The organism is Actinomyces sp. zg296 (assembly GCF_009829695.1).
Classification (GTDB): Bacteria; Actinomycetota; Actinomycetes; order Actinomycetales; family Actinomycetaceae; genus Actinomyces; species Actinomyces marmotae.
Map to the genome: position 1 here is coordinate 79,723 of NZ_VWPG01000002.1, position 24,350 is coordinate 104,072.

Sequence of the window (24,350 nt, forward strand, 5' to 3'; positions counted from 1 at the left end):
TGACTGGGGCAGCCTACGCCGAGGGGTGTTTCGAGCATTAGGCTCGTCCGCGATGAGTCCAGTGCCCAGCCCCGACGACGCCGTTCCTCCCCGGGATGGAGCCGCGCTTCCGATCCCGCCTCTGCCGGCCGCCCCGCCCATGCCCCCGGGACAGTGCTCACCGCCCGATGCGGGAGCACCGGGGGAGGGTGCCGGGACCACCCGAGCGATCGCCCCGGAAGCGGAGGAGGCGCCGCCCTTCCGCCTGACCCCGCCGCGATCCTTCGAAGATCTGCGCGATCTCCTGCCCGCCGCGCTCACCGTCCTCATCGGCGCCTGGGTGCTCATCTCGTACTCCGTGGGCCAGTGGAGGGCGATGACAGTCCCGAGCTGGGACCTGGGCATCTTCTCCGAGGCGGCCAAGGCCTACTCGCAGCTGAACGCACCGATCGTCCCGATCAAGGGGCCGGGCTACAACCTCCTCGGCGACCACTTCCACCCCATCCTCGTGCTGCTGGGCCCCCTGTGGGCCCTGTTCCCCTCGGGCCTGGCCCTCCTCATCGTCCAGGACCTCCTCCTGGCGGTCTCCGCGTGGCCCATCGTGCGCCTGGCCCAGCGCCTGACCCAGCCGGTCGTCGCGCTCGCACTGGGCCTGACCTACGTGCTGAGTTGGGGCTTCCAGGGCGCCGTGGCCGCGCAGTTCCATGAGATCGCCTTCGCGGTTCCCATGCTGGCCTTCGCCTCGGCGGCCTTCGTCGAGCGCAGGTGGCTGGCCGTGGCCTGCTGGTCCGCACCGCTGGTCCTGGTCAAGGAGGACCTCGGCCTGACGGTCCTCATGATCGGCCTGGCCGTGACCGCGCGAGGGCTGGGCGAGCTGAGGCGGGGTCGCCTGGTCCGCCCGCTCGGCCGCCTCGCCACCTGGCAGCTCGGGCTCGCGCTCGCGACCTTCGGCGTCATCATGTTCTTCCTGACCACCATGGTGCTCCTGCCGATGCTCAACCCGGACGGCTCGTGGGCCTACTCCATCGGATCGGGCTCCGACTCCGGAGCCCACCAGGACCTGCTCACCCGCCTGTTCTCCCCGGAGGTCAAGATCCAGACCCTGGTCGTGCTGGCGCTCACCGCCGGGCTCATCGGCTTGGGATCGCCCTGGATCGCCGTGGTGGCCCCGACCCTGGCCTGGCGGTTCCTGGGCTCGGTGGCCTTCTACTGGGAGTGGAAGAACTGGCATTACAACGCCGTGCTCATCCCGGTGGCCATCGGGGCGCTCCTCGACGTCGTCGCTGCTCTTAAGCGGCGGCGCTCGCGCAGGCCGGAGGGACCGGGCTGGCTGGCGGCGCCACTGTGGGCCCGCTGGCTGGCGCTGCTCGGACTGGCCACTCCCATGCTCCTGGGCGCGGTCACTGCTTCCGATCTGCCTCTGTGGCAGATGAACAACCGGGACTTCGGCAAGGCACCCGAGCGCCTGGCCTCCGTGAAGGCGGTCTACGACCTCATCCCCGAGGGCTCGACCGTGGAGACGGACCTGTCCCTCATGGCCTACCTGGTCCCACGGGCGGATGTCGCCTGGGTGGGCACGGGCAAGGAGGCGCCGCAGTACGTGGTCATCGACGCCCGCTCATCAGCTTGGGGCGGCAACGCCCCTCGCGACGCCGCCGCCTGGATCGAAGGCCGCACAGGCCGCACCTACGCCCTCATCTTCAACAAGGACGATCTCCAGGTCGCCCGACTCGTCGACACCCGCTGACATGGGCCCCTCTCCCGCCCCCGACTGGCCCACCTTGGCTGTGGTGGGCCTTGGCGGAGCCGTCGGCACCTCACTGCGGGCAGGTCTCGCCGAACTCATCGGCCCCTCGCCGTCGGGCCTGCCCTGGGCGACGGCGACGGCGAACCTCGTCGGCGCGCTCCTGCTGGGCCTCATCCTGGGCCAGTTCGCGGCGCCCGGGCGCCAGACAGCCAGGCACCGGCTCATCCGACTGGGGTTGGGCACGGGGCTCATGGGGGCACTGACCACCTACTCGACGCTGATCAGCGAGACGCTTCACCTCATCGACCAGGGACGCGCGGCCCTGGGGGCGGCGTACCTCCTGGGATCCCTTGTGGCGGGCCTAGTGCTCGCGGGCCTGGGCCTGCGACTGTCGGGGCTCCTCGATCGGTCGCGTCACGCCGGTCCCACCGACAGCGTGGGGGGCGGTTCCGCACGCCCGGAGCCGACGTGAGCGCGGCATGGGCATGGCCCCTGATGGCCCTGGCCGGAGGCGCGGGGGCCATCGCCCGCTACATCGTCGACGGCCGCGTTACCGCCGCGGCGGCCGGGAAGGCGGCCACCCCGTCCCGTCGCGGGCGGGGCGCTCCCACCGGCGAGGCCCGCGGGGCCGTCGGCGAGCCGCCGGTGGGGACGATCGTCGTCAACATCTCGGCCTGCCTGATCCTGGGCGTTCTCACTGGTTGGGCGCGAGCGGAGGCCACTGCGGGCGCCGCGAGCCTGACCTTCATCCTCGGCACAGGCCTCATGGGCGGCTACTCGACCTTCTCCACCGCCAGCCTGGAGGGCGCGCGGCTGGCCGCGCTCGGGCGCTGGAGGGCCGCCGCGGCCCACGGCCTGGGCATGATGGCCGCCTGCCTGGCCTCGGGGGCGGCGGGCATGGCGCTGGGCGCCTGGCTGCCCGGCTGAGGAGCGTCGCGGATCCGTCGCGATGAGGCTGATTACAGCCTTGCGCCCGCGTTATCTGCCAGACTGCGGGCATGACCCATTCGCCGGACCCCACTGCCGCGCACACAGGGCCGAACGCGCCCATCAGCCCCGCCCCGGGCGGGGCGCCTCCGGCCCGGCGGAACAACCAGGCCGTGGTCATCCTGCTCATCATCATCGCCCTCCTCCTGTCCACGATCGCCGGGATCCTCCTGCTGAGGAGCGAGGGCGGATCATCCTCAGCATCATCCGCCACGGCGGAGGCAACGCCCTCCGGCAGCGCGCCCAATCCCACTCGGGCGGCCGCCGCCCCCTCCCTCAGCCCCGAGGAGCTGAAGATCCTGCGCGACGAGCCCAAGCGCGACCCGAACGACGCCCGCGCGAAGGGAAACGCGAACGCCCCGGTCGTGCTGACGGTCTTCTCCGACTTCGCCTGCCCGTACTGCACGAAGTTCGCCCAGGAGACCGGGCCCAAGCTGCAGGACCTCATCGACAACGGCACCCTGCGGATCGAGTGGCGCGATCTCGCTCAGATCACCCCCTCCTCACCGCTAGCCGCGCAGGCCGGGATCGCCGCCGCGAACCAGGGCCGCTTCTGGGAGTTCCACGACGCCGTCTACGCGGCCGCCGATCCCACCGACCACCCCAAGTACACCCCGGACAGCCTCACGGCCTTCGCGCGGAGTGCCGGAGTGCCAGACATCGAGAGGTTCAAGGCGGACATGACCGCTGACGCCACCGTTCAGTCGGTGTCCCAGGCCAAGGCGCACGCCTACCAGATCGGGGTGAAGGGAACCCCCTTCCTCATGATCAACGACACCTACATCAGCGGCTTCGCCCCCGCGGACACGGTGCGCGCCGCCATCACCGAGCAGGCGGCGAAGTAGCCGGAGATGGTCAGCGGCCCCCGCCAAGGCCCGGCGACGGCGGGGACCCCCTATGGCGCCCATGGCGCCCATGGGACCGTCGTCATTCGGTCGCGGGAGACCTGCGACCCCTGCCACAATAGGCGCGCCTCGGTATCGCGCCTATCGATGGGCGCGCCCCCACCCAGCACCGCATCACCCGAGGCATGGCAAAGGAGCACGACACATGGCGGATCTAACCGGGGCGACCACTGAGACGGCGCAGAGCCCCCGAGGCGCGCTGAGCATCGGCGTGGACGTGGGCGGCACGAAGATCGCGGGCGGCGTCGTCGGCGTGGACGGCGAGGTCCTGGCCACGATCCGGCGCGACTCCCCCGCCAAGGAGCGCCAGGCCATCGTCGACACGATCGTCGAGGTCGTGCGCGAGCTCAAGAACGACTTCCCCACCTGCGCGACGGTCGGCATCGGCGCGGCCGGCTTCATCGCCGAGGACCGCAACACGATCGCCCACGGCACGAACCTGGACTGGACCGGTCTGCGCCTGGCGGACGCCATCTCCGAGCGCGTGGGAATGCCCGTCGTGGTGGAGAACGACGCCAACGCCTTCGGCTGGGCGGAGGTGCGCTTCGGCGCCGCCCAGGGCAAGCGCAACGCCCTGGTCGTGGCGATCGGCACCGGCGTGGGAGGGGCGATCGTCGTGGACGGCAGGCTCCTGCGCGGCGCGCGGGGCTTCGCCGCCGAGATCGGGCACATCAACGTGGTGCCGGATGGGCGCCCCTGCGGCTGCGGCCTCAACGGCTGCCTCGAGCGCTACGCCGCGGGCACGGCCCTGGGCGTCAACGGCTGGGAGCAGGCCCGCTTCCGCCCCGCCTACGCCGCGCGCATCATCGAGCTCTCGGGCGGGGACGCCAACAACATCTCCGGCAAGGCGGTCACCGCGGCGGCGCGCGAGGGCGACCCCTGCGCCCTGGAGTGCTACGCCCAGCTCACCCACTGGCTGGGCCGGGGCCTCGCGGACCTGTGCGCCGTGCTCGATCCTGAGATCATCGTCATCGCCGGGGGCCTGGCCGAGGCGGGCGACATCCTCCTGGAGCCCACGCGGAAGGCCTTCGAGGCCACCCTCACCGCGGGCGCCCATCGACCGCCGATCCCGCTCGTCCTGGCCGCCGGCGGCCAGGAGGCCGGCCTGGTGGGGGCGGCGGACCTCGCCCGCCAGGGCTGAGCCCGGGGCCCCACCGGCCTGGGGCCCCGCCAGCCCGGGGCCCCAGATCCCGCCGGCCCCGGGCCGGCGGGTCCGTCCGAGGCGGCGGATGATGACCCGCCGTGCCGTCGAAGATGCGTCACGCCATACATCCCGCGCTTCCATAGGCCACCCTGCCCTCACTAAGGTTCCCCTTGTCCGCCTCCGGCGATCACCGTGATCGACCGCCCCGACAACGAAGAGGAACCCATGACCGTCTCCCGCAAGTCCTTCCTCGCGAGTACTTCAGCACTGTCCCTGTCGGCGCTCCTGGCTGCCTGTGGGAGCAAGAAGAGCGATGGCGGCAGCGCCAGTGCCTCCTCCGCCGCCCCCGGCACCATCACCCATGCCTTCGGCACCACGGAGCTCCCCTCCTCGGTGGAGCGGATCGCGACCGTCAACTGGGCGAACCAGGACGTCCCCCTCGCCCTGGGAATCATGCCCGTCGGGATCGCCAAGCAGGTCTTCGGCGTCGAGGACGGCTCCGGGATGCTGCCCTGGACCAAGGCGAAGGTGGACAAGCTCGTCGCCGGCGGCGCCACCGCGCCCGTCCTGTTCGACGAGACCGACGGCATCGCCTTCGAGGCCATCGCTGACACAAAGCCCGACATCATCCTGGGCGCCTACTCCGGCATGACCCAGGAGGACTACAACCGGCTCAGCGAGATCGCCCCCACCATCGCCTACCCGAAGGCCGCCTGGGTCACCCCGTGGCGCGAGATGATCACCCTGGATGCCACCGCGATCGGGAAGAAGGCGGAGGGCGAGGCGCTCATCGCGACCCTGGAGTCCTCCATCTCCGCCGAGACCGCCAAGTACCCGCAGCTGGCCGGCAAGAGCGCCGCCTTCTTCTACATGGGCGCGGGCGACCAGTCCTCCATCGGCTTCTACACGACCGGCGACCCGCGCACCGCCTTCATGAAGGACCTGGGCCTGACCATCCCGGAGTCTGTGCGCAAGCAGACCGAGGCCGACCCCACCACCTTCTCCTACAACCTCTCCGCCGAGAACGCCGACATGGTCAACGACGTCGACATCATGGTCATGTACGGCACCGCGGAGGACCTGCCCACCCTCCAGGCCGATTCCCTCATCGGAAAGATCCCGGCGGTCAAGAACGGGGCCATCGCCTTCGTCGGCAAGGGCTCGGCGCTGTCGGCCTCCACCAACCCCGGGCCGCTCTCCCTGCCCTGGGGGCTGGCTGACTACATGGCGCTCATCGCCGCCGCCGCCGACAAGGTCCAGTGACCACCCCGGCCACGCACGGCGCGGGCAGGGCTGGCGATCGCGGTCCCACCGCCCTGCCCGCGCCCGCCGTGCTCATCGCGCTCCTATCACTGCTCGCCCTGGCGGTCATCGCCTCGATCGCCTTCGGGGCGCGCGTGGTCAGCCTCTCCGAGATCCTCGATGGCGTGACCGGCCATGACTCGACCATCGGGGCGGCCGCCGTCGGCGAGAGGCTCCCGCGCACCGCCACCGCCCTCGTGGCGGGCGCCGCCCTGGGGCTGGCGGGCGCCCTCATGCAGGCCATCACCCGCAATCCCATTGCCGATCCCGGGATCCTGGGGATCAACACGGGGGCGTCCCTGGCGATCGTCACCGGCATCGCCTTCCTGGGTATCCACTCGCTCTTCCAGTACCTGTGGGTCGCGATGGCCGGCGCCATGATCACCGCTATCGCGGTCTACGCCGTCGGCTCGCTCGGGCCGGGAGGGGCGACGCCGGTCAAGCTCGCCCTGGCTGGCGTGGCCACGGGCGCGGCGCTGTCCTCGGCGATCAGCGCGATCGTGCTGCCCCGCGCCCAAGGCCTGGAGGACTTCCGCGCCTGGCATGTCGGGAGCCTGGGGCGGGGCACCTGGGACTCCCTCGGGGTGGTCCTGCCCTTCATCGTGCTGGCCACCGCCGCGGGCCTGGCGATGGCGCGCCCGCTGAACTCGCTGGCCCTCGGCGATGAGGCGGCCACCGGCCTGGGCGTCAACGTGCCGCTCACGAGGCTCCTCGCCGCCGCGGCGGGGGTCGTCCTGTGCGCCGCCGTGACGGCGCTGGCCGGGCCGATCGGCTTCGTTGGCCTCATGGTCCCCCACGCGGTGCGGATGCTCACGGGCCCCGATCACCGGTGGCTCCTGCCTCTATCCGTCCTCGGTGGCGCCGCCCTGCTGACGGCGGCCGACACCCTGGGCCGGGTGATCGCGAGGCCAAGCGAAATCTCGGTGGGCATCATCACCGCCTTCGTCGGGGCCCCGATCCTCATTGTCGTGGCCCGAAGCGCGAAAGTGCGCGAATTATGAGCGCCCCAGCCCTCGGCTTCACCGACCGGGGCAGGCGCTCCCGGGCGGCGCGCTACTGGGGGGTGAGCGCGGCGCTGCTCATCGGAGTCGTCGCCCTGTGGTGGGCCTCCGTGCTCATCGGGAGGACCTGGTACTCCCCGGAGGAGGTCATCCGCGTCATGATGGGTGAGCGCGTGCCCGGGGCATCGTTCTCCGTGGGCCGTCTGCGCCTTCCGCGCGCGATGGTCGGGCTCCTCGCCGGGCTGGCCTTCGGCATGGCCGGCACCACGTCCCAGACCATGCTGCGCAACCAGCTCGCCAGCCCGGACATCATCGGCATCACCTCGGGCGCCTCGACGGCAGCGGTCTTCTCGATCCTCGTTCTGGGCTGGTCCGGGCCGGCCGTGAGCATCCTGTCGATCGTCGCCGGCCTGGCGACGGCGGCCGCCATCTACGCGCTGTCCGGCTCGGGCCGGACCCAGGGCGCCCGGCTCATCCTCATCGGGATCGGCGTGTCCTCGATGCTGTCCTCGCTGATCGCCTACCTGCAACTACGGGCCGCCATCTACGACGTCCCCAAGGCGATGCGCTGGCTGTCCGGATCCCTGAACGACGCCGCCTGGGAGCAGGTGGGAATCCTGGCGATCGCGGTGGGCGCCTGCGCGCTCATCATGGGGGTGATCAGCCGGGACCTCCCGCTGCTCGCCCTGGGAGAGGAGACCGCCGTCGGCCTGGGGGTGGCCACCGGCCGCGCCAGGCTCGCCCTCGTGCTCACCATGGTGGCGCTGGCCTCCTTCGCGACCGCGGCCACCGGCCCCATCGCCTTCGTCTCCTTCCTGGCCGGCCCTCTCGCGGCAGGCCTCGTGGGGCGCACGCATCGCACGCTGCTCCTGCCCGCCGCCCTCATGGGGGCCATCATCGTGCTCAGCGGCGACCTCCTGGGCCAGCACGCCTTCCCCACGACACTCCCGGTGGGCGTGGTGACCGGTGTGGTCGGCGCCCCCTACCTCATCCTCCAACTGCTGCGACTTAACCGCCAGGGAGCCTCCGCATGACCCCGTCCATGAGCACAGCCGCCCCTGCGACCCAGGACCGCGCGCGCCCCGCAGAACTGACCACTCGCGCCCTGCGCGCGGGATACGGCGGCCGCGTCGTCGTCGACGGCGTGGATGTCGCCATCCCGGTGGGCCAGATCTCCGTCATCGTGGGGGCGAATGCCTGCGGGAAGTCCACCCTGCTCAAGACGATGGCACGAGTCCTAACCCCCATGGACGGGCGGGTCCTGCTCGACGGCAAGGAGATCCGCTCGCTCCCCACCCGCCGGCTGGCCCAGCGCCTGGGCCTGCTGCCGCAGCAGCCGATCGCCCCGGAGGGCATCGCGGTGGCAGATCTCGTGGGGCGCGGGCGCAGCCCCCACCAGGGCCTGTTCCGGGCCACCAGCGGCGCCGACCGGCGCATCGTGGAGGCCTCACTGCTGGCCACCCGCACAGAGGCCCTGGCGGATCGCTCCATCGACGAGCTCTCCGGTGGGCAGCGCCAGCGCGTGTGGATCGCCATGGCGCTGGCCCAGCGCACCGACGTGCTCCTCCTCGACGAGCCCACGACCTTCCTCGACCTCGCCCACCAGGTGGAGGTGCTGGACCTTCTCACAGATCTCAACCGCGAGCGCGGCACGACGATCGTCATGGTCCTGCATGACATCAATCTCGCGGCCCGCTACGCGGACCACATCATCGCCATGCGCCAGGGCAGGGTGGTCGCCTCGGGAGCGCCATCGGACGTCGTCTCCAGCGGGCTGGTGCGCGAGGTCTTCGACCTGGAGGCGGATGTCATCCCGGACCCGGTCTCCGGCACGCCGCTCATCGTCCCCAAGGGCCGCTACCACGTGGGCGGCAGAGATCAGGTGCCCGGGCAGGAGGGGGCGTGAGCGGCGCGGGGAGGGCTCCTTTCGGCTTCTTTCCCGTCGAAGTGGCGGGGATCCTCGATGTCTCCCCCTCCATGAGGCGCTTCACCTTCGTCAGCGCCGGGGCTCCCGAGGAGGGCGGCGACCCTCTGGCCGACTTCGCGGACCCGGGCTGGGACCAGCGCATCAAGCTCGTCCTGCCCGCGCCCTCGGGCGGCTACGAGCACCTGGTGGACGGCCCGGACTGGTACACCGCATGGCTCGCCTGCCCGCCGGAGCACCGCTGCCCGATCCGCACCTATACGACGCGCGCGGTGCGCCGGGCCGTCCGCGGTGGGGGCGCGACGGAGGTGGACGTCGACATGGTGGTCCATCCGGCCGCGCCGACTGGCGGGCCCGGCACCGGGCTGGGGCCGGCGGCGCGATGGATCGGGGGCGCCGTCGTCGGGAGCCGGGCGGTGCTGCTGGGGCCCCGTCGTTCCTTCGACGGCGAGCCGGGCGGCGTCGATTTCATCCCACCGGCGCGCACCGGCGCCTACCTCCTGGGCGGCGATGAGACGGCGGCCCCAGCGATCGCCCGGATCCTGGAGGGCCTGCCCACGAGCGCGCGCGGCATCGCCGTCGTCGAGATGCCCCGCCAGGCCGACCGCGCCTACCTGCCCGCGCATCCAGGCTTCGAGCTGCGCTTCCTGGGGCGCGAGGGCGGGGCGCATGGCGAACTGCTGACCGCGGCGGTCGTTGAGGCGGCGGCCGAACTGTGCCCGCCGGGCCGGCCCACCCGGGTGGAGGAGATCGACGTGGACTCCGCCCTCCTGTGGGAGGTGCCGCGCACGGCGCGCGGCGGGGCGGCGCTGTCGCGAACGGATCTGTACGCGTGGCTGGCCGGCGAGGCGGGAGCGGTGCGCGCGATGCGCCGCCACCTGGTCTCGGAGCGGGGCGTCGATCGGCGCGCGGTGGCGTTCATGGGCTACTGGCGCCTGGGGCGCGCCGAGAACTGAGGCCGTTCAGCCCTCGTAGTCGGGCTCGGCGGTGATGTCGCGCGCCATGTTGGAGAAGCGGGAGAGGTGGCCCTGGAAGGCCACGGGGATCGTCTTGGTCTGCCCGTTGCGGTGCTTGGCGACGATGATGTCGGCCTCCCCGGGGCGCTCCTCCGGCTGGTAGTACTCGGGGCGGTGCAGGAGCATGATGATGTCCGCGTCCTGCTCCAGGGAGCCGGACTCGCGCAGGTCGGACATCTGGGGTTTGTTGCCGGTGCGCTGCTCGGGGCCGCGGTTGAGCTGGGCGACGGCGATCACCGGGATCTCGAGCTCCTTGGCGAGGAGTTTGAGCGAGCGGGAGAACTCACTGACCTCCTGCTGGCGGGACTCCACCCGCTTGCCCGAGCTCATGAGCTGGAGGTAGTCGATGACGAGCAGGCCGAGGCCGTTCTGCTGCTTGAGGCGCAGGGCCTTGGAGCGGATCTCCGGCATGGTGAGGTTCGGGGAGTCGTCGATGTACAGCTGGGCGTTGGAGACGGGGTTGTACGCCAGGGCGACATCCTGCCAGTCGCGCTCGTTCATCTGGTTGGAGCCGCGCAGTTTGTTCATGGAGACCCCGGACTCGGCGGCCAGGATGCGCATCATGAGTTCCATGCGCCCCATCTCCAGGGAGAAGTAGCACGAGGGGATCCCGTGGTGGATGGAGGCCGAGCGGCAGAAGTCGACGGCGAGCGTGGACTTGCCCATGGCGGGGCGCGCGGCGATGATGATCATCTGGCCGGCGTGGAGGCCGCCGGTGAGCTCGTCAAGGTCCATGAAGCCCGTGGGCACGCCCGTCATGGCGCCCTGCTCACGGCTCTGCCCGGCCTCGATCTCCAGGTTGGCCTCGCCCAGGAGCTCGGAGATGGCGACGTAATCCTCCTTCTCCCCCTCGGAGTGAGCGACGGAGTAGACCTCGGCCTCGGCCAGGGTGACGAGCTCGGCGATGTCCCCGGCATCCTGGGAGTAGCCGAGCTGCGTGATACGGGTGCCGGCCTGGACGAGGCCCCGCATGAGGGACTTCTCCCGGACGATGCGCGCGTAGTACGCGGCGTTGGCGGCAGTGGGCACGCTCGCCATGAGGGAGGCCAGGTAGGGGGCGCCCCCGACGAGGTCGAGCTCGCCACGCTTGGCGAGTTCGTCGGAGACGACGATGGGGTCGGCCGGCATGGAGCGGTTGTAGACGTCGACGATGACGTCGAAGATCGACTCGTGGGCGGGCTGATAGAACTCGTTGCCGCGCAGGATCTCCAGGACGTCAGTGATCGCCTCCTTGCTCAGAAGCATGCCGCCGAGCGTGGCCATCTCCGCCTCGTCGTCGTGCGGGGGGACGCGATCGAAGACGCCGTCGAAGCGGGCCGCCGCCGGGCCGGGCGAGCTCTGGCCGCCGCGTTCCCGCGTGATGCTCACGGCAGCGCGATCGATGACGTCGGTCACGGCTCTCTCCCCTCTGGCGCCAGGAGGCGCGCGCGCGACACTAGCCCCCGCCTGAGGGTGCGGCAAACGCGCCCTGGGGGGACATTGTGGGCAGCCCACCGACACCTGTGGAAAGCGGTGGATAACCTGGGGGCGACGCGCCGCACAGCCTGTGGATAAAGTTGAGGTGACAACCTGCCCGTTTCCGACGATCGTTGATATACCAGCGTGATCTCGGTGTAGAGCCCGTGATCAGAAGCCCACAGAGGAATGCGACAAAGTCCGCACAAAATCTGTGGATAACCGGGTTTTCCTGTGGAATAACCTCATCTTCACCTTCAGGTCTGGACCACCCGGCCGCAGTGGGCGCGAGGGCTCGGGGCGGGTGCCGCAGGCCTGCGTGAGACACTGGGACGCCCCCACGACCCCGGAGATGACGTGACCAGACCAGCGCGCGATGACGGTCCCCTCGACTCATCCGATCGGGACCGGGGCCGCCCGGCGGGCTCCCTGAGCCCGGCGAGCCCCGCGAGCCGCCGTCGGCTCGACCGCTCCATCCTGGGGCTGGCCCTGCCGGCGCTCGGCGCGCTCGTGGCCGAGCCCCTGCTCGTGCTCGTGGACTCCGCGATGGTCGGGCACCTGGGAGCCACATCCTTGGCGGGCCTGTCGCTCGCCTCCACGGTGCTGACCACGCTCGTGGGCCTGTTCGTCTTCCTCGCCTACGCGACGACCGCGACGACGGCGCGGCTCTTCGGCGCGGGCGACCGGGCGGGCGGCCTGCGCGCGGGGATCGACGGGCTGTGGCTCGCCCTCCTCCTGGGCGCGGGCACCGCGATCCTCCTAGGGGCGGGCGGCCCGTGGTTGGTGGAGGCCCTGGGAGCGCGGGGGACGGTGGCCGACGCCGCCACCGCCTATCTGCGCGCCTCGGCGCCGGGCCTGCCGGGAATGCTCGCCGTCCTCGCCTCCACGGGCACGCTGCGCGGGCTGCTCGACACCAGGACCCCCTTCATCGTGGCCACCACCGGGGCGGCGCTCAACGCGGGGCTCAATGCCGTGCTGCTCTACGGCGTGGGGATGGGGATCGCGGGATCGGGCCTGGGCACGGCTCTGGCGCAGACGGCGATGGCCCTGGCCCTGGCGCGGCCCATCGTGCGCGCGGCCCGGGCGGCGGGCGTGCCGCTGCGGCCCCATCGGGCGGGGCTCGGCACCTCCCTGGGGGCGGGGCTTCCCCTGTTCGTGCGCACCGTCTCCTTGAGAGCGGCGATCCTGCTGACGGTGTGGGCGGCCACGGCACTGGGGGAGGCTCCGCTGGCGGCGCACCAGGTGGTCAACTCCCTGTGGGCATTCGCGGCCTTCGCCCTCGACGCGCTGGCCGTGGCGGCACAGGCCCTGATTGGCACGGCGCTCGGACAGGCCGATGCCGCGGATTCTGTCGGTGAGGCGAGCGCGCCACCCGGGGCCGGGGACGCGCCTCCGCTCGCCGCGGGCGCGGTGGTGCGCCGGACCGTCACCTGGGGGGCGTTGACGGGTGCCATCCTGGGCGCCGCCATGGCGGCGGCCTCCCCGTGGCTGCCGCGCCTGTTCACCTCGGACGCGGGCGTCGTCGGCCAGGCGACCCCGGTACTGCTCGTGACGGCCTCGGCGATGCCGCTGGCCGGGGTCGTCTACCTGCTCGACGGCGTCCTCATGGGCGCGGGCGAGGGGCGCTACCTGGCGCGGGCGGGGGCGCTGACCCTGCTGGCCTACGCCCCCCTGGCGGTGGCGGTCGGACACCTGGGCGCGGCGTCGCGCCTCGGTGACCACGGGCTTGAACTGCTCTGGCTGGCCTTCGCCTGGGTCTTCATGGGCGCCCGGGCCGCGACCACCGCCCCGCGCGCCCGCGCCTGGCTCACCTGATCCCGGTCGCGGCCCTCGCGCCGCGGGAATTGGCGAGGTTTGAGGATTCCTTATTCTGACGTCGTGTCACATCCTGCGTCGCCCCAGGTCACGAGCTTGCTTGAGGGGGAGGACGCCACGCGGGGGGCTTGAGGATCGCGAGCAATCCTCAAACCTCGCCACTCCCGGGCCGCCGGTAACGCGAGGGCCCGCCCAGGTAGTCCTGGGCGGGCCCTCAGCGCGAGTGCTCAGCGAGCGGCGGCGACGTACAGCTCCACCGGGGCGACGACGTCGGCGTGCAGGCGGACGGAGGCGCTGTGGCGACCGGTCGACTTGATCGGGGGGGCGATGGTGATCTTGCGGCGGTCGATGGCGGGGCCACCGGCCTCCTTCACGGCATCGGCGATCTCGCCGGTGGTGACGGAGCCGAAGAGGCGGCCGTTGGCGCCGGCCTTCGCGGTGATCGTCACGACGTTGTCAGTCAGCCAGGCGCGGGCGGTCTGGGCGTGCTCGAGGGACTCGATGCTGCGACGACGGCGGGCCTCGGCCATCTGGTCGATCTGCTTCTGCGCGCCCTTGGTCCAGGGCGTCGCGAGCTTGCGCGGGACCAGGTAGTTGCGGGCGTAGCCGTCCTTGACGTCGACGACATCGCCGGCGGCGCCGAGGTTGGCCACGTCGTGGGTGAGGATGAGCTTGGTGGTCATATCCGTGCCTCCTTCTCAGCGAGCAGAACTCGTGTAGGGCAGCAGGGCCATCTCGCGGGCGTTCTTCACGGCCTTGGCGATCTTGCGCTGCTCCTGGACGGAGACGCCGGTGACGCGGCGGGCGCGGATCTTGCCGCGGTCGGAGATGAACTTGCGCAGCGTGGCGGTGTCCTTGTAGTCGATGACACCGACCTTGATCGCCTTGACGGGGCCGACCTTCTTCTTCGGCTTACGAAGCTGGGGCTTCGCCATAGTGGTACTCCTTGTTGCGAGCGCCGACGGCGCTCATACGAGATTGGGTTGTGGGTGTGGGAACGGAGCTCTGGCGGGGATCAGAACGGGGGCTCGTCACCGAAGGAGGTGGAGCCGCCCGTGGCCCACGGGTCGTCCGCGGCGCCGCCCCGGGGGGCGTTGTAGCCGGACTGGCCGCCCTGGTTGCCCCAGGAGCCGCCGCCCTGACCGCCCTGGTTCTGGGCGCCGCCTTGGTAGCCGCCGCCCTGGTTCCCGCCGTAGCCCCCCTGGCCGCCCGTGCGGGTGACCTGGGCCTTGGCACGGCGCAGGGAGGGGCCGATCTCATCGACCTGCATCTCCACGACTGTGCGCTGGGCGCCCTCGCGGTCCGTGTAGGAGCGCTGCTGGAGGCGACCCTGGGCGATGACGCGCATGCCCTTGGTCAGGGACTCCGCGACGTTCTCCGCGGCGTCGCGCCAGATTGAGCAGCGCATGAACAGCGTCTCCGCGTCCTGCCACTCGTTGGTCTGGCGGTTGAAGGTGCGCGGTGTGGACGCGATCGTGAAGGACGCGACCGCCGCACCCGACGGGGTGAAGCGCATCTCCGGATCCGCGGTGAGGTTCCCGATGATCGTGATGACGGTGTCGCCGGCCATTTCGCTTCCTTCCCTCGGTGGGCTCAGGCCTCGGGACGCAGGAGCTTAGTGCGCAGGACAGTCTCGTTGAGGCCGAGCTGGCGGTCGAGCTCCTGGGCGATCTCAGGCGTGGTGGTCATGTCGACGACGACGTAGAAGCCCTCGGAGCGCTTCTTGATGTCGTAGGCGAGACGGCGCTTGCCCCAGACGTCGACCTTGTCGACCGTGCCCCCGTTGCTGGGGACGACCTGCAGCAGCTTCTCGAGCGACGGCGCGATGGTGCGCTCGTCCGTCTCGGGGTCGAGGATGATCATGATCTCGTAATGACGCATGCTTGGTACCCACCTCCTCTGGTCTCAAGCGGTCACGGTCTCTCCGTGACAGGAGGGTTGATGCGTGCGGCGCGCCGCCGGGGCGGGGTCGCCCAAGGGCGCGCCAGGGCACGAGCCTACTCCAGGGCCACCGCCGCCAGGAAGACGGGGGCGGCGCACTGGCCGTGCAGTGCGACACGCGCGGCGGACGGCGCGCCGGCGTGGAGCCGGCCCCCCGGAGCCCCGGAGTCGTCAGTGCCCGCGCTACCGCTGATGACGGGGGCTCCAGCCGAGATCCCCGAGTATCCCCAACCAGTCGCGACCCAAGGGGCGATTCCCGTTCCCCCCCGCGCCTTGCGGAAAACGTTTCTGACCACCCAGATTCCCACCGTTGTTTTCCCCTTGACCATTGGCGTTGCCGCCGTTGCCATTCTTAGGCGGCTTGCCGGTCTCCGCGGGTTCGGAGGTCTGCATCCCTCCAGGAACGGGGGAGATTCCCTGCTGCTGATCCCCGGGCGGCACCTCCGAGTCGGTCTCCTCCTGCTTGTCCTGCTTGGAGTCCTCCTCCTGCTTGGGCTCCACCGGCGTCAAGGAGGGCACCGGCTCGGGCGCTCGGGAGGAGCCTCGCGAGGGCGCCGGGGCCTGGATCCCTCCCAGGGAGCCCGGCGTGTAGGAGCCAGCCGTGCGGCCCGGGAACCGCTCAACGGGCAGGCCGTTCAGCGCGGACTCCATGTAGGTGGTGAAGATGTCCGCCGGGTAGGTGGAGCCGGTGATCTCGGAGTACTTCCCCCAGGGGGTGATCGACTCCTCCTCGCCGTTCTGCCCGCTCTGGTAGAGGGTGACGGCGGTGGCCACCTGCGGGGTGTAGCCGACGAAATGGGCGGACTTGTTGTCCGAGGACGAGCCCGTCTTCGCGGCGATCGGCCGGCCCAAGCGCAGCGCCGTGGTGCCCGATCCCTCGTTGACCACCTGCTGCATCGCGTAGGTGGCGTCGGCCATGACATCGTCGGAGAAGACCTTCTCACCACTGGTGGACGCCGTGTAGGAGACGCTCTTCCCGCTGACCGAGGCGACGATATGCGTCTGGTGGCGGGTCCCCTGCGAGGCGAAGGTCGCGTAGGCCGTGGCGATATCGATCGTGTGTGGCGAGGCCGAGCCGAGGACGCTCTGGAGGTTGGCGTCGTCCAGTCCCGCCGTGTCCTCCGGGAAGCCGGCCCTCTTGGCCACTTCCTTGGTGGTCTCGGGCCCGACGTCCTTGTTGAGCTGGACGTAGGGGGTGTTAACCGAGTACGCGGTGGCCGTCACAAGATTCGCCCACCTGAACTGGGCGTTTCCGAAGTTGACGAACCGGGCGCCATCGATCGTCATGGGCGAGGCCCCCGGATATCCGTTGGCCAGGGTCGCGCCCTTCTCCAGGGCGGCCACGAGCGCGAAGGGCTTGAAGGTCGAGCCGGCCTGGGCCACGGCGCCGGTGGAGGAGTTCAGTCCACCGGTGAGGTAGTCGCTCCCGCCGTAGAGGGAGAGGATGCCGCCGCTACTGGCGTCGATAGACACCAGTCCCACCCGCAGGTTGGGCGAGTGGCCCTCCGGCAGGCTCTGGGCGGCGGCGACGGCGGCCTCCTGGTTCGCCTTGTTGATCGTGGTGACGATGGACAGCCCGCCGGTGTCGATCTGCTGGTCGGTGAGTCCGGCTTTCGTGGTGAGCTCCTCCCGGACCATCTGGAGGAGGTAGCCATTAGGGCCCTTGTAGGTCTCGTTGTCAGTGACGTCGATCGTCGTCGGGAAGGTCGCGGAGTCGCGCTCCGCCTGCGTGATGTAGCCATCGGCCAGCATGAGGTCGAGCACGCGGTTCCAGCGGTGAGTGGCCTGGTCCTTGTCGATCGCCGGGTCCCAGGCGCTGGGCGCGGGCAGGATCCCCGCCAGGAGAGCGGACTCGGAGTAGGTCATCTCGGAGGCCGGGTGGCCGAAGTACGCCTGGCTGGCGGCCTCGATGCCGTAGGCGGAGCGCCCGAAGTACACCGTGTTGAGGTAGGAGCCGAGGATCTCCGCCTTGCTCTTGGAGCGGTCGATCTTGAGGGCCATGATGGCCTGCTGGAACTTGCCCGCGTAGGAGTTCGTCGTATCGACGTAGTAGTTCTTGATGTACTGCTGGGTGAGGGTGGAGGCGCCCTGGGTCCCCCCACCGCTGGCATTGTTGACGAGGGCGCGCAGGATTCCCTTCGGGTCCACACCGCTATTGGTGTAGAAGGAGCGGTCCTCAGAGGCGACGACGGCGCTGCCCACATGGGAGGGAATCGTCGAAGCATCGATGATAGTCCGATTGATCTCGGCGAATTGCCCCATCGGGGTGACGCCGTCGGAGTAGTAGATGGTGGTCGTCTGCGCCTGGGCGAACTCGCTGGGCTCAGGCACTTTGATCGTCGAGTAGGCATAGACGAACAGGCCCAGCACCGTCGCGGTCATGAGGAGGAAGGAGCCCAGGCAGAAGCGCCAGCTCGGGATCCAGCGGTGGATCGGGCCCTTGCCGTACCTGGGGTAATTGAAGATCCTCCTCAGGCCCGTGGGGGCCGGGCCAGCGGCCCGGGCGGCGCGCCTGTCGCGGCCGCTCGCGGGAGCCCGTCGGCCTTGCTCCTGCCTTCCGGAGAGGGCCGCCTGGGCGAGCCTGCCGCCATGGGGACGATTGCCTCCTGGGTTCGCGTTCAGTGTCACGCGTTACTCATTCCTGCAGTGCCGGTCGGTTCGCTGGGATTCAGGGCTGGGGGGCCAGCGAGCCATCGTGCAGTGCCAAGTATGGCCGGGAAGTGCCCCCTCGGGGCAAGGGGAGGGCGGCGGAATCACGACTCGGCGTCGGCTCGATGGGCCCTGCAGCCCCCTTGATCGGCGTCATCACAGGCCAGAGTGCAATATGGTGCCTATCACTCAGGCGTCGGTCACACCCACCAGCCTCCCACCGGGTCCGACCGGGCGAAGAGGGAGGTCACAGGGGCCCAAGAGAACAGGTCAGGGGCCCCGTCGCTCCACCGGCACCCCTGAGGCTCAGCGCCACGGGCCCCGCCGCCTCCGCCCCCCTTGAGCGCGTCCACCACCCCGACCGACACCATGCGGGCGGCGATCTCCCCGACCATCGCCCGCGCACCGCCCCGGCCGGCTGACGGGCCCTCGGAGGACGGGCCCGCCGCTTCGCGCCTCTGGCGACGACCTCGCCCGCGGACCTCCCCACCAGAAGCGTGATCCTGTCAGGCCCCTCATGAACCGCTCCTGATCACTTCCCAGGTGAGGACGAATTTGTGACATCTCAATTTTATAATCGGCGCGCTTCGCGGCTGATGACATGCGGTTCACTCGTCGAAATAGATTCTGAGCAGCGCGAAAGGACTGACACCCGGATCTGGTGCATCAATTCCATATCACTTCGGGCTCTTATTGAGAGAATGGTCACGGCTATCAGATAGGGTCGGCCATGGGTCACCCACCCATCCCTCTCTCCCTCATTCAGAAAGCCTTGTCCCATGTCTTCCTCTTCCCGTGGGCGTCACCTCCCTGTCCTGGTGGGCCTTATGGCTGCCTCCTCCCTCATCGCGCCTGTGGCCATGGCGGCCGGAGAGGCCGCAAACACCGCAGGTCCGAAGATCCCAACTTTGTCGGCGAGCGCGGCGACCTGCCACGCGCCGAAGAACCTCGTGACCGTCACCGACTTCGACCCCGCAGCCGCCGCGAACTACCGCATCGTCATCGTCATCGACGGCGTGGGTGCCGCAGCCGTCAAGAACAGCACCAGCAAGACGGTCTTCACCACTGGTAAGGGCGTCTTCGACGTCGACGCCTACCTGAAGGAGCGCGGCGTCACCAGCACCGCCTTCAATGGCAAGAAGGCCACCGTCAAGTTGTACTACTTCGACAAGGAAGGCAAGTACGCCGGCAAGTACGAGGACCAGAACACCGTCGTCCCCGGCGAGGTCAAGACCAAGATGGTCCCGCTGGGCACGCCCATTGAGGCCACCTACGCGGACCCGGCCACGGTGTGCGAGAAGACAATGCCGGCCACCCCGACGGTCTCGACGACGCTGTCCGCCGACCACAATGACGTGACCATCTCCGGGGCCACCACGGATCCCCAGAAGAACTACCGCTTCGTCGCCGAGCTGCCCGACGGCACCAAGAAGGCCCTGCCCAAGGTCTACTCCGAGCGCATCGTCGGTGGCGAGTCCACGGTCAACGCCGAGGCCGCCCTTAAGGATGTCGGTGGCGTCGAGGCCTACTACGGCAAGGAGATCAAGGTTCAGGCCTACTACTTCGACGCGGAGAAGCGCTACGCGCCGACCACTTACGTCGACTCCGCCAGCGTGGTTGAAGGCGAGACCAAGGAGCGGTTCATCAAGCTGGGCGACCCCCAGGTGCTGACCCTCACCAAGCCGACCGGGTCAGCCGACCCCACGCCGACCGACACCACCGGGTCCACCGACCCGACCGACACCACCGACTCGACTGGGGCCACCGACCCGACCGAGACCACCGGGTCCACCGACTCAACCGACACCACCGACTCAACCGAGACCACCGGGGCCGCCGACTCGACCGACACCACCGGGTCCACCGGTACCACCGACACCACCGGGTCCACCGGTACCACCGGGTCCACCGACCCGACCGAGACCACCGGGTCCACCGACCCGACCGAGACCACCGGGTCCACCGACCCGACCGAGACCACCGGGTCCACCGACACCACCGGGTCCACCGACCCGACCGAGACCACCGGGTCCACCGACCCGACCGAGACCACCGGGTCCACCGACACCACCGGGTCCACTAACCCCTCCGAGGCCCCTGAGGCCCCCAAGACCGGCTGGGTCAAGAACGGAACCACCTGGAACTACCTCGACCCCACCACCGGCGCCATGCACACCGGCTGGCTCAACGACGCCGGCACCTGGTACTACCTCAACCCCACCGGCGCCATGCACACCGGCTGGCTCAACCTCGACGGCACCTGGTACTACCTCAACCCCACCGGCGCCATGCACACCGGCTGGCTCAACGACGCCGGCACCTGGTACTACCTCGACTCCACCGGCACCATGCGCACCGGCTGGATCGCCCTCGACGGCCGCTGGTACTACCTGGACGCCTCCGGCGCCATGGCCACCGGCTGGATCGCCCTGGACGGCACCTGGTACTACCTCAACCCCACCACCGGCGCCATGGCCACCGGCTGGATCGCCCTAGACGGCACCTGGTACTACCTCGACGCCTCCGGCGCCATGGCCACCGGCTGGGTCTATGACGCCGGCACCTGGTACTTCATGAACGCCTCCGGCGCCTGGATCGCCTAACCCCCACCCGCGCTCAACGCGCACACCACCACCGCCGCCGGGCACTGGCGCTCAAACCCGAGCACCAGCTCCCGGCGGCGGCCCTGCCCAACGGGCGCACGGCCCAGGCCTTCGCCTCGATGCTCTTCGGGCGGCTCCTCCCGCACCCGGACGTGGTCTCGGCGATGCCGCGCCCCGAACTTCAGGACCCGGATATCTTCACCGACCCCATCGACGTCATCGTCACCACCCATGAGGTGGTGACCCGCAAGCATGTGGCCGATGGCGCGATCGAGCAGGCGGCTCCGCCCCTGCGGGCCCTGCTGGAGAGCAGGGCGGACGGCGCCTCGCAGCTGGTGACATGCGATTTACTCGCCAAAATAGATACTGATCAGCGCAAATGGGCTGAAGTTCGATTCCAGCGCATCAGTTCCGTATCGCTTGGGCTCTCATTCTGGGAACGATCACGGCCGTCAGATAGGGTCGCCGATGGGTCACCCGCCCATCCCTTTTTCCTCATGCAGAAAGCCTTGTCACCCATGTCTTCCTCTTCCCGTAGGCGCCACCTCCCTGTCCTGGTGGGCCTCATGGCTGCCTCCTCCCTCATCGCGCCCGTCGCCATGGCGGCCGGTGAGGCCACGCCCCCCCCCGCAAGCCCGAAGATCCCCACCATCTCGGCGACCACGGCGACCTGCCACGCACCGAAGAACCTCGTGACCGTCAGCGACTTCGATCCCGAAGCCGCCGCGAACTACCGCATCGTCGTCGCCTTCAAGGATCTGGGTGCCGCCGCAGCGGTCGATGAAAACACCACCAAGGAGATCTTCACCACAGGCAAGGGCGCCTTCGACATCTACGCCTTCCTGAAGGAGCGCAACTTCGCCGGCTCCTCCTTCGATACCAAGAAGGCCACCTTCAAACTGTACTACTTCGACAAGGACGGCAAGTACGCCGGCCAGTACGCGGACAAGAACACCATCATCCCCGGCCAGACCAGGGACAAGATGGTCCCATTGGGCAACCCCCTCGACGTCACCTACGAGGACCCGGACAAGGTCTGCGAGAAGACGATGCCGGCCACCCCGAAGGTCGAGGCGGCGCTGGTCAACAACCGCAATGACGTCACCATCTCCGGGGCCACCACGGATCCCCAGAAGAACTACCGCTTCGTCGCCGAGTTGCCCGACGGCGCCAAGGTGGCCCTGCCCGACGTCTACTCCGAGCACATCGTCAACGGTGAGACCACGATCAACGTTGAACTGGTCTTCGGGGAAAACGGTAAGCTCGATGAGGAGCTCTACGGCAAGCCGATCAAGGTTCAGGCCTACTACTTCGACGCGGAGAAGCGCTACGCGCCGACCACTTACGTCGACTCCGCCAGCGTGGTTGAAGGCGAGACCAAGGAGCGGTTCATCAAGCTGGGCGAACCCCAGGTGCTGACCCTCACCAAGCCGAACGAGTCGGCCAAGCCTGATGCTCCCGCGCCTGAGGCCCCCAAGCCTGACGCTCCCGCGCCTGAGGCCCCCAAGCCCGGCTGGGTCAAGAACGGAACCAGCTGGAACTACATCCAGCCCTCCGGAGCCAAGGCCTTCGGCTGGCTCAACGACGCCGGCACCTGGTACTACCTCGACTCCACCGGCACCATGCGCACCGGCTGGATCGCCCTAGACGGCACCTGGTACTACCTCAACCCCACCACCGGCGCCATGCACACCGGCTGGATCGCCCTGGACGGCACCTGGTACTACCTCGACGCCTCCGGCGCCATGGCCACCGGCTGGATCGCCCTGGACGGCCGCTGGTACTACCTCAACCCCACCACCGGCGCCATGCACACCGGCTGGCTCAACGACGCCGGCACCTGGTACTACCTACTGCCCAACGGCTCCATGGCCACCGGCTGGGTCTATGACGCCGGCACCTGGTACTTCATGAACGCCTCCGGCGCCTGGGTCGCCTAACCCCCACCCGCGCTCAACACGCACCCGCCGCCGGGCACTGGGAACCCAAACCCCAGCGCCCGGCGGCGGCCCTGCCCAACGGGCGCCCCGTCCACGGCCTCGCGCTTCTGGTGACGACCTCGCCCCGGATCTCTCCACCAGAAGCGCGATCCTGTCAGGCCCCTCATGAACCACTCCTGACCATTTCCCAGGTGAGGACGAATTTGTGACATCTCAATTTCATAATCGGCGCGCTTCGCGGCTGATGACATGCGATTTACTCGCCAAAATAGATTCTGAGCAGCGCGAATGAGCCGAAGTTCAGTTCCAGTGCATCAGTTCCGTATCGCTTGGGCTCTCATTCTGGGAACGGTCACGGCCATCAGATAGGGTCAGCCACGGGTCACGTGCCCATCCCCTTTCCCTCATGCAGAAAGCGTCTTTCCCATGTCATCCTCCTCCGCTCGTGGGCACCGCCTCCCGGCCCTGGTGAGCCTCATGGCCGCCTCTACCCTCATCGTCCCGATCGCCATGGCGGCCGACGGCGCCATGAACGCCGATCCGAAGAACCCCGCCCCCTCGGCGAGCGCCACGCCCTGCCACACGCCAGGAACCAGCAATGGCTCGGGCGCGGAGTGCAAGACGACGATGCCGGCTACCCCGACGGTCAAGGTGGCGCTGGTCAAAAACGGCAATGACGCCACCATCTCCGGGGCCACCACGGATCCCCAGAAGAACTACCGCTTCGTCGCCGAGCTGCCCGACGGCACCAAGGAGGCCCTGCCCGATGTCCTGTCCGAGCACATCGTCGACGGCAAGACCGATTTCAACGTTGAGTTGGTCTTCGGGGAGGACGGTAAGCTCAATGAGGACCTCTACGGCAAGCCGATCAAGGTTCAGGCCTACTACTTCGACGCGGAGCAGCAGTACGCGCCGAGCATGTACGCCAAGTCCAACAGCGTGATTGAAGGCGAAACTAAGGAGCGGTTCATTAAGCTGGGCGACCCCCAGGTAGTGACCCTCACCAAGCCGCCCGCCGACCCCAAGACCACGCCGTCCGCCACGGCCACGCCGTCCGCCACGGCCACGCCGTCCGCCAAGCCGACCGAGTCCGCCAAGCCGACCGAGTCCGCCAAGCCCTCGGAGTCGGCCAAGCCGACCGAGACCGCCAAGCCCTCGGAGTCGGCCAAGCCCTCGGAGTCGGCCAAGCCCTCGGAGTCGGCCAAGCCCTCGGAGTCGGCCAAGCCGACCGAGTCCGCCAAGCCGACCGAGACCGCCAAGCCCTCGGAGTCGGCCAAGCCCTCGGAGTCGGCCAAGCCGACCGAGTCCGCCAAGCCTGACGCCCCCGCGCCCGAGACCCCCAAGCCTGAGGCCCCCGCGCCCGAGGCCCCCAAGCCTGACGCTCCCGCGCCCGAGGCCCCCAAGCCTGACGCTCCCGCGCCCGAGGCCCCCAAGCCTGAGGCCCCCAAGACCGGCTGGGTCAAGAACGGAACCAGCTGGAACTACATCCAGCCCTCCGGAGCCAAGGCCTTCGGCTGGCTCAACGACGCCGGCACCTGGTACTACCTCGACTCCACCGGCACCATGCGCACCGGCTGGATCGCCCTAGACGGCACCTGGTACTACCTCAACCCCACCACCGGCGCCATGCACACCGGCTGGATCGCCCTGGACGGCACCTGGTACTACCTCGACGCCTCCGGCGCCATGGCCACCGGCTGGATCGCCCTGGACGGCCGCTGGTACTACCTCAACCCCACCACCGGCGCCATGCACACCGGCTGGCTCAACGACGCCGGCACCTGGTACTACCTGATGCCCGACGGCTCCATGGCCACCGGCTGGGTCTATGACGCCGGCACCTGGTACTTCATGAACGCCTCCGGCGCCTGGGTCGCCTGACCCCCACCCGCGCTCAACGCGCACACCACCACCGCCGCCGGGCACTGGGAACCCAAACCCC

At 69.7% G+C, this 24,350-nt stretch carries 20 protein-coding genes; 14 read left to right on the forward strand and 6 right to left on the reverse strand.

Features of this window, described 5'->3' with window-relative positions; genetic code table 11:
* Nucleotides 1-52: 52 nt before the first annotated feature.
* The 10 genes from GVV76_RS00715 to GVV76_RS00760 all read left to right on the forward strand — a co-directional run bounded on the left by GVV76_RS00715 (nucleotide 53) and on the right by GVV76_RS00760 (nucleotide 9,945).
* Nucleotides 53-1,726, forward strand: a complete 1,674-nt coding sequence (locus GVV76_RS00715) for a DUF2079 domain-containing protein (RefSeq protein WP_236263130.1) — start codon at nucleotides 53-55, stop codon at nucleotides 1,724-1,726.
* 1 nt (nucleotide 1,727) lies between these two features.
* Nucleotides 1,728-2,198: a FluC/FEX family fluoride channel gene (locus GVV76_RS00720; RefSeq protein ID WP_159624192.1), complete on the forward strand. Its 471-nt coding sequence runs from the start codon at nucleotides 1,728-1,730 to the stop codon at nucleotides 2,196-2,198.
* The gene (locus GVV76_RS00725) at nucleotides 2,195-2,653 is read left to right on the forward strand and encodes a fluoride efflux transporter FluC (RefSeq protein WP_236263132.1); all 459 of its coding nucleotides are present in this window, start codon (nucleotides 2,195-2,197) and stop codon (nucleotides 2,651-2,653) included. Before GVV76_RS00720 ends, GVV76_RS00725 begins: the two co-directional genes overlap by 4 nt.
* Nucleotides 2,654-2,724: 71 nt before the next feature.
* Entirely contained in the window at nucleotides 2,725-3,558 is an 834-nt protein-coding gene (locus GVV76_RS00730; RefSeq protein ID WP_159624194.1) for a DsbA family protein, read from the forward strand.
* A gap of 205 nt (nucleotides 3,559-3,763) precedes the next feature.
* The gene (locus GVV76_RS00735) at nucleotides 3,764-4,759 is read left to right on the forward strand and encodes an ROK family glucokinase (RefSeq protein WP_159624196.1); all 996 of its coding nucleotides are present in this window, start codon (nucleotides 3,764-3,766) and stop codon (nucleotides 4,757-4,759) included.
* 228 nt (nucleotides 4,760-4,987) lie between these two features.
* On the forward strand, nucleotides 4,988-6,025 hold the full coding sequence (locus GVV76_RS00740; RefSeq protein ID WP_159522364.1) for an iron-siderophore ABC transporter substrate-binding protein: 1,038 nt from the start codon (nucleotides 4,988-4,990) through the stop codon (nucleotides 6,023-6,025).
* The gene (locus GVV76_RS00745; protein WP_236263134.1) at nucleotides 6,022-7,065 is read left to right on the forward strand and encodes a FecCD family ABC transporter permease; all 1,044 of its coding nucleotides are present in this window, start codon (nucleotides 6,022-6,024) and stop codon (nucleotides 7,063-7,065) included. The genes GVV76_RS00740 and GVV76_RS00745 overlap by 4 nt, the downstream gene beginning before the upstream one ends.
* Nucleotides 7,062-8,099 (forward strand): FecCD family ABC transporter permease, encoded by a 1,038-nt coding sequence (locus GVV76_RS00750; protein WP_159624198.1) that lies wholly within the window; start codon nucleotides 7,062-7,064, stop codon nucleotides 8,097-8,099. The genes GVV76_RS00745 and GVV76_RS00750 overlap by 4 nt, the downstream gene beginning before the upstream one ends.
* The gene (locus GVV76_RS00755) at nucleotides 8,096-8,971 is read left to right on the forward strand and encodes an ABC transporter ATP-binding protein (protein WP_201292165.1); all 876 of its coding nucleotides are present in this window, start codon (nucleotides 8,096-8,098) and stop codon (nucleotides 8,969-8,971) included. The genes GVV76_RS00750 and GVV76_RS00755 overlap by 4 nt, the downstream gene beginning before the upstream one ends.
* The gene (locus GVV76_RS00760; RefSeq protein ID WP_236263135.1) at nucleotides 8,968-9,945 is read left to right on the forward strand and encodes a siderophore-interacting protein; all 978 of its coding nucleotides are present in this window, start codon (nucleotides 8,968-8,970) and stop codon (nucleotides 9,943-9,945) included. The genes GVV76_RS00755 and GVV76_RS00760 overlap by 4 nt, the downstream gene beginning before the upstream one ends.
* Nucleotides 9,946-9,951: 6 nt before the next feature.
* Here the strand turns inward: GVV76_RS00760 and dnaB are convergent, their stop codons facing one another.
* Complete coding sequence (gene dnaB, locus GVV76_RS00765) at nucleotides 9,952-11,367, reverse strand: replicative DNA helicase (RefSeq protein WP_268891759.1); 1,416 nt, start codon at nucleotides 11,365-11,367, stop codon at nucleotides 9,952-9,954.
* A 450-nt stretch (nucleotides 11,368-11,817) separates the two neighbouring features.
* Here dnaB and GVV76_RS00770 point away from each other — a divergent pair, with 450 nt between their 5' ends.
* Entirely contained in the window at nucleotides 11,818-13,275 is a 1,458-nt protein-coding gene (locus GVV76_RS00770; protein ID WP_159624202.1) for an MATE family efflux transporter, read from the forward strand.
* Nucleotides 13,276-13,502: 227 nt separating this feature from the next.
* On the opposite strand, the gene rplI is transcribed toward GVV76_RS00770, so the two are convergent.
* The 5 genes from rplI to GVV76_RS00795 all read right to left on the reverse strand — a co-directional run bounded on the left by rplI (nucleotide 13,503) and on the right by GVV76_RS00795 (nucleotide 17,844).
* Nucleotides 13,503-13,958 carry a 50S ribosomal protein L9 gene (rplI, locus tag GVV76_RS00775; RefSeq protein ID WP_159624205.1) on the reverse strand — a complete coding sequence of 152 codons (456 nt, stop codon included), beginning with the start codon at nucleotides 13,956-13,958 and terminating at the stop codon, nucleotides 13,503-13,505.
* A gap of 15 nt (nucleotides 13,959-13,973) precedes the next feature.
* On the reverse strand, nucleotides 13,974-14,210 hold the full coding sequence (gene rpsR / locus GVV76_RS00780) for a 30S ribosomal protein S18 (protein WP_017177879.1): 237 nt from the start codon (nucleotides 14,208-14,210) through the stop codon (nucleotides 13,974-13,976).
* A gap of 80 nt (nucleotides 14,211-14,290) precedes the next feature.
* Entirely contained in the window at nucleotides 14,291-14,845 is a 555-nt protein-coding gene (locus tag GVV76_RS00785) for a single-stranded DNA-binding protein (protein WP_159624207.1), read from the reverse strand.
* Between the two features lie 23 nt (nucleotides 14,846-14,868).
* Nucleotides 14,869-15,156, reverse strand: a complete 288-nt coding sequence (rpsF, locus tag GVV76_RS00790) for a 30S ribosomal protein S6 (protein ID WP_017177877.1) — start codon at nucleotides 15,154-15,156, stop codon at nucleotides 14,869-14,871.
* A 243-nt stretch (nucleotides 15,157-15,399) separates the two neighbouring features.
* The gene (locus GVV76_RS00795; protein WP_159624209.1) at nucleotides 15,400-17,844 is read right to left on the reverse strand and encodes a transglycosylase domain-containing protein; all 2,445 of its coding nucleotides are present in this window, start codon (nucleotides 17,842-17,844) and stop codon (nucleotides 15,400-15,402) included.
* Between the two features lie 800 nt (nucleotides 17,845-18,644).
* Between GVV76_RS00795 and GVV76_RS10505 the strand changes: the two genes are divergently transcribed.
* The 3 genes from GVV76_RS10505 (at nucleotide 18,645) to GVV76_RS00810 (ending at nucleotide 24,289) form a co-directional block, all read left to right on the forward strand.
* A complete protein-coding gene (locus tag GVV76_RS10505; RefSeq protein ID WP_268891747.1) occupies nucleotides 18,645-20,468 on the forward strand; it encodes a hypothetical protein in 1,824 nt (607 codons plus the stop codon).
* A gap of 566 nt (nucleotides 20,469-21,034) precedes the next feature.
* Nucleotides 21,035-22,408, forward strand: a complete 1,374-nt coding sequence (locus GVV76_RS00805) for a hypothetical protein (protein WP_236263137.1) — start codon at nucleotides 21,035-21,037, stop codon at nucleotides 22,406-22,408.
* A 426-nt stretch (nucleotides 22,409-22,834) separates the two neighbouring features.
* Nucleotides 22,835-24,289, forward strand: a complete 1,455-nt coding sequence (locus GVV76_RS00810) for a hypothetical protein (RefSeq protein WP_159624213.1) — start codon at nucleotides 22,835-22,837, stop codon at nucleotides 24,287-24,289.
* Nucleotides 24,290-24,350: the final 61 nt, after the last annotated feature.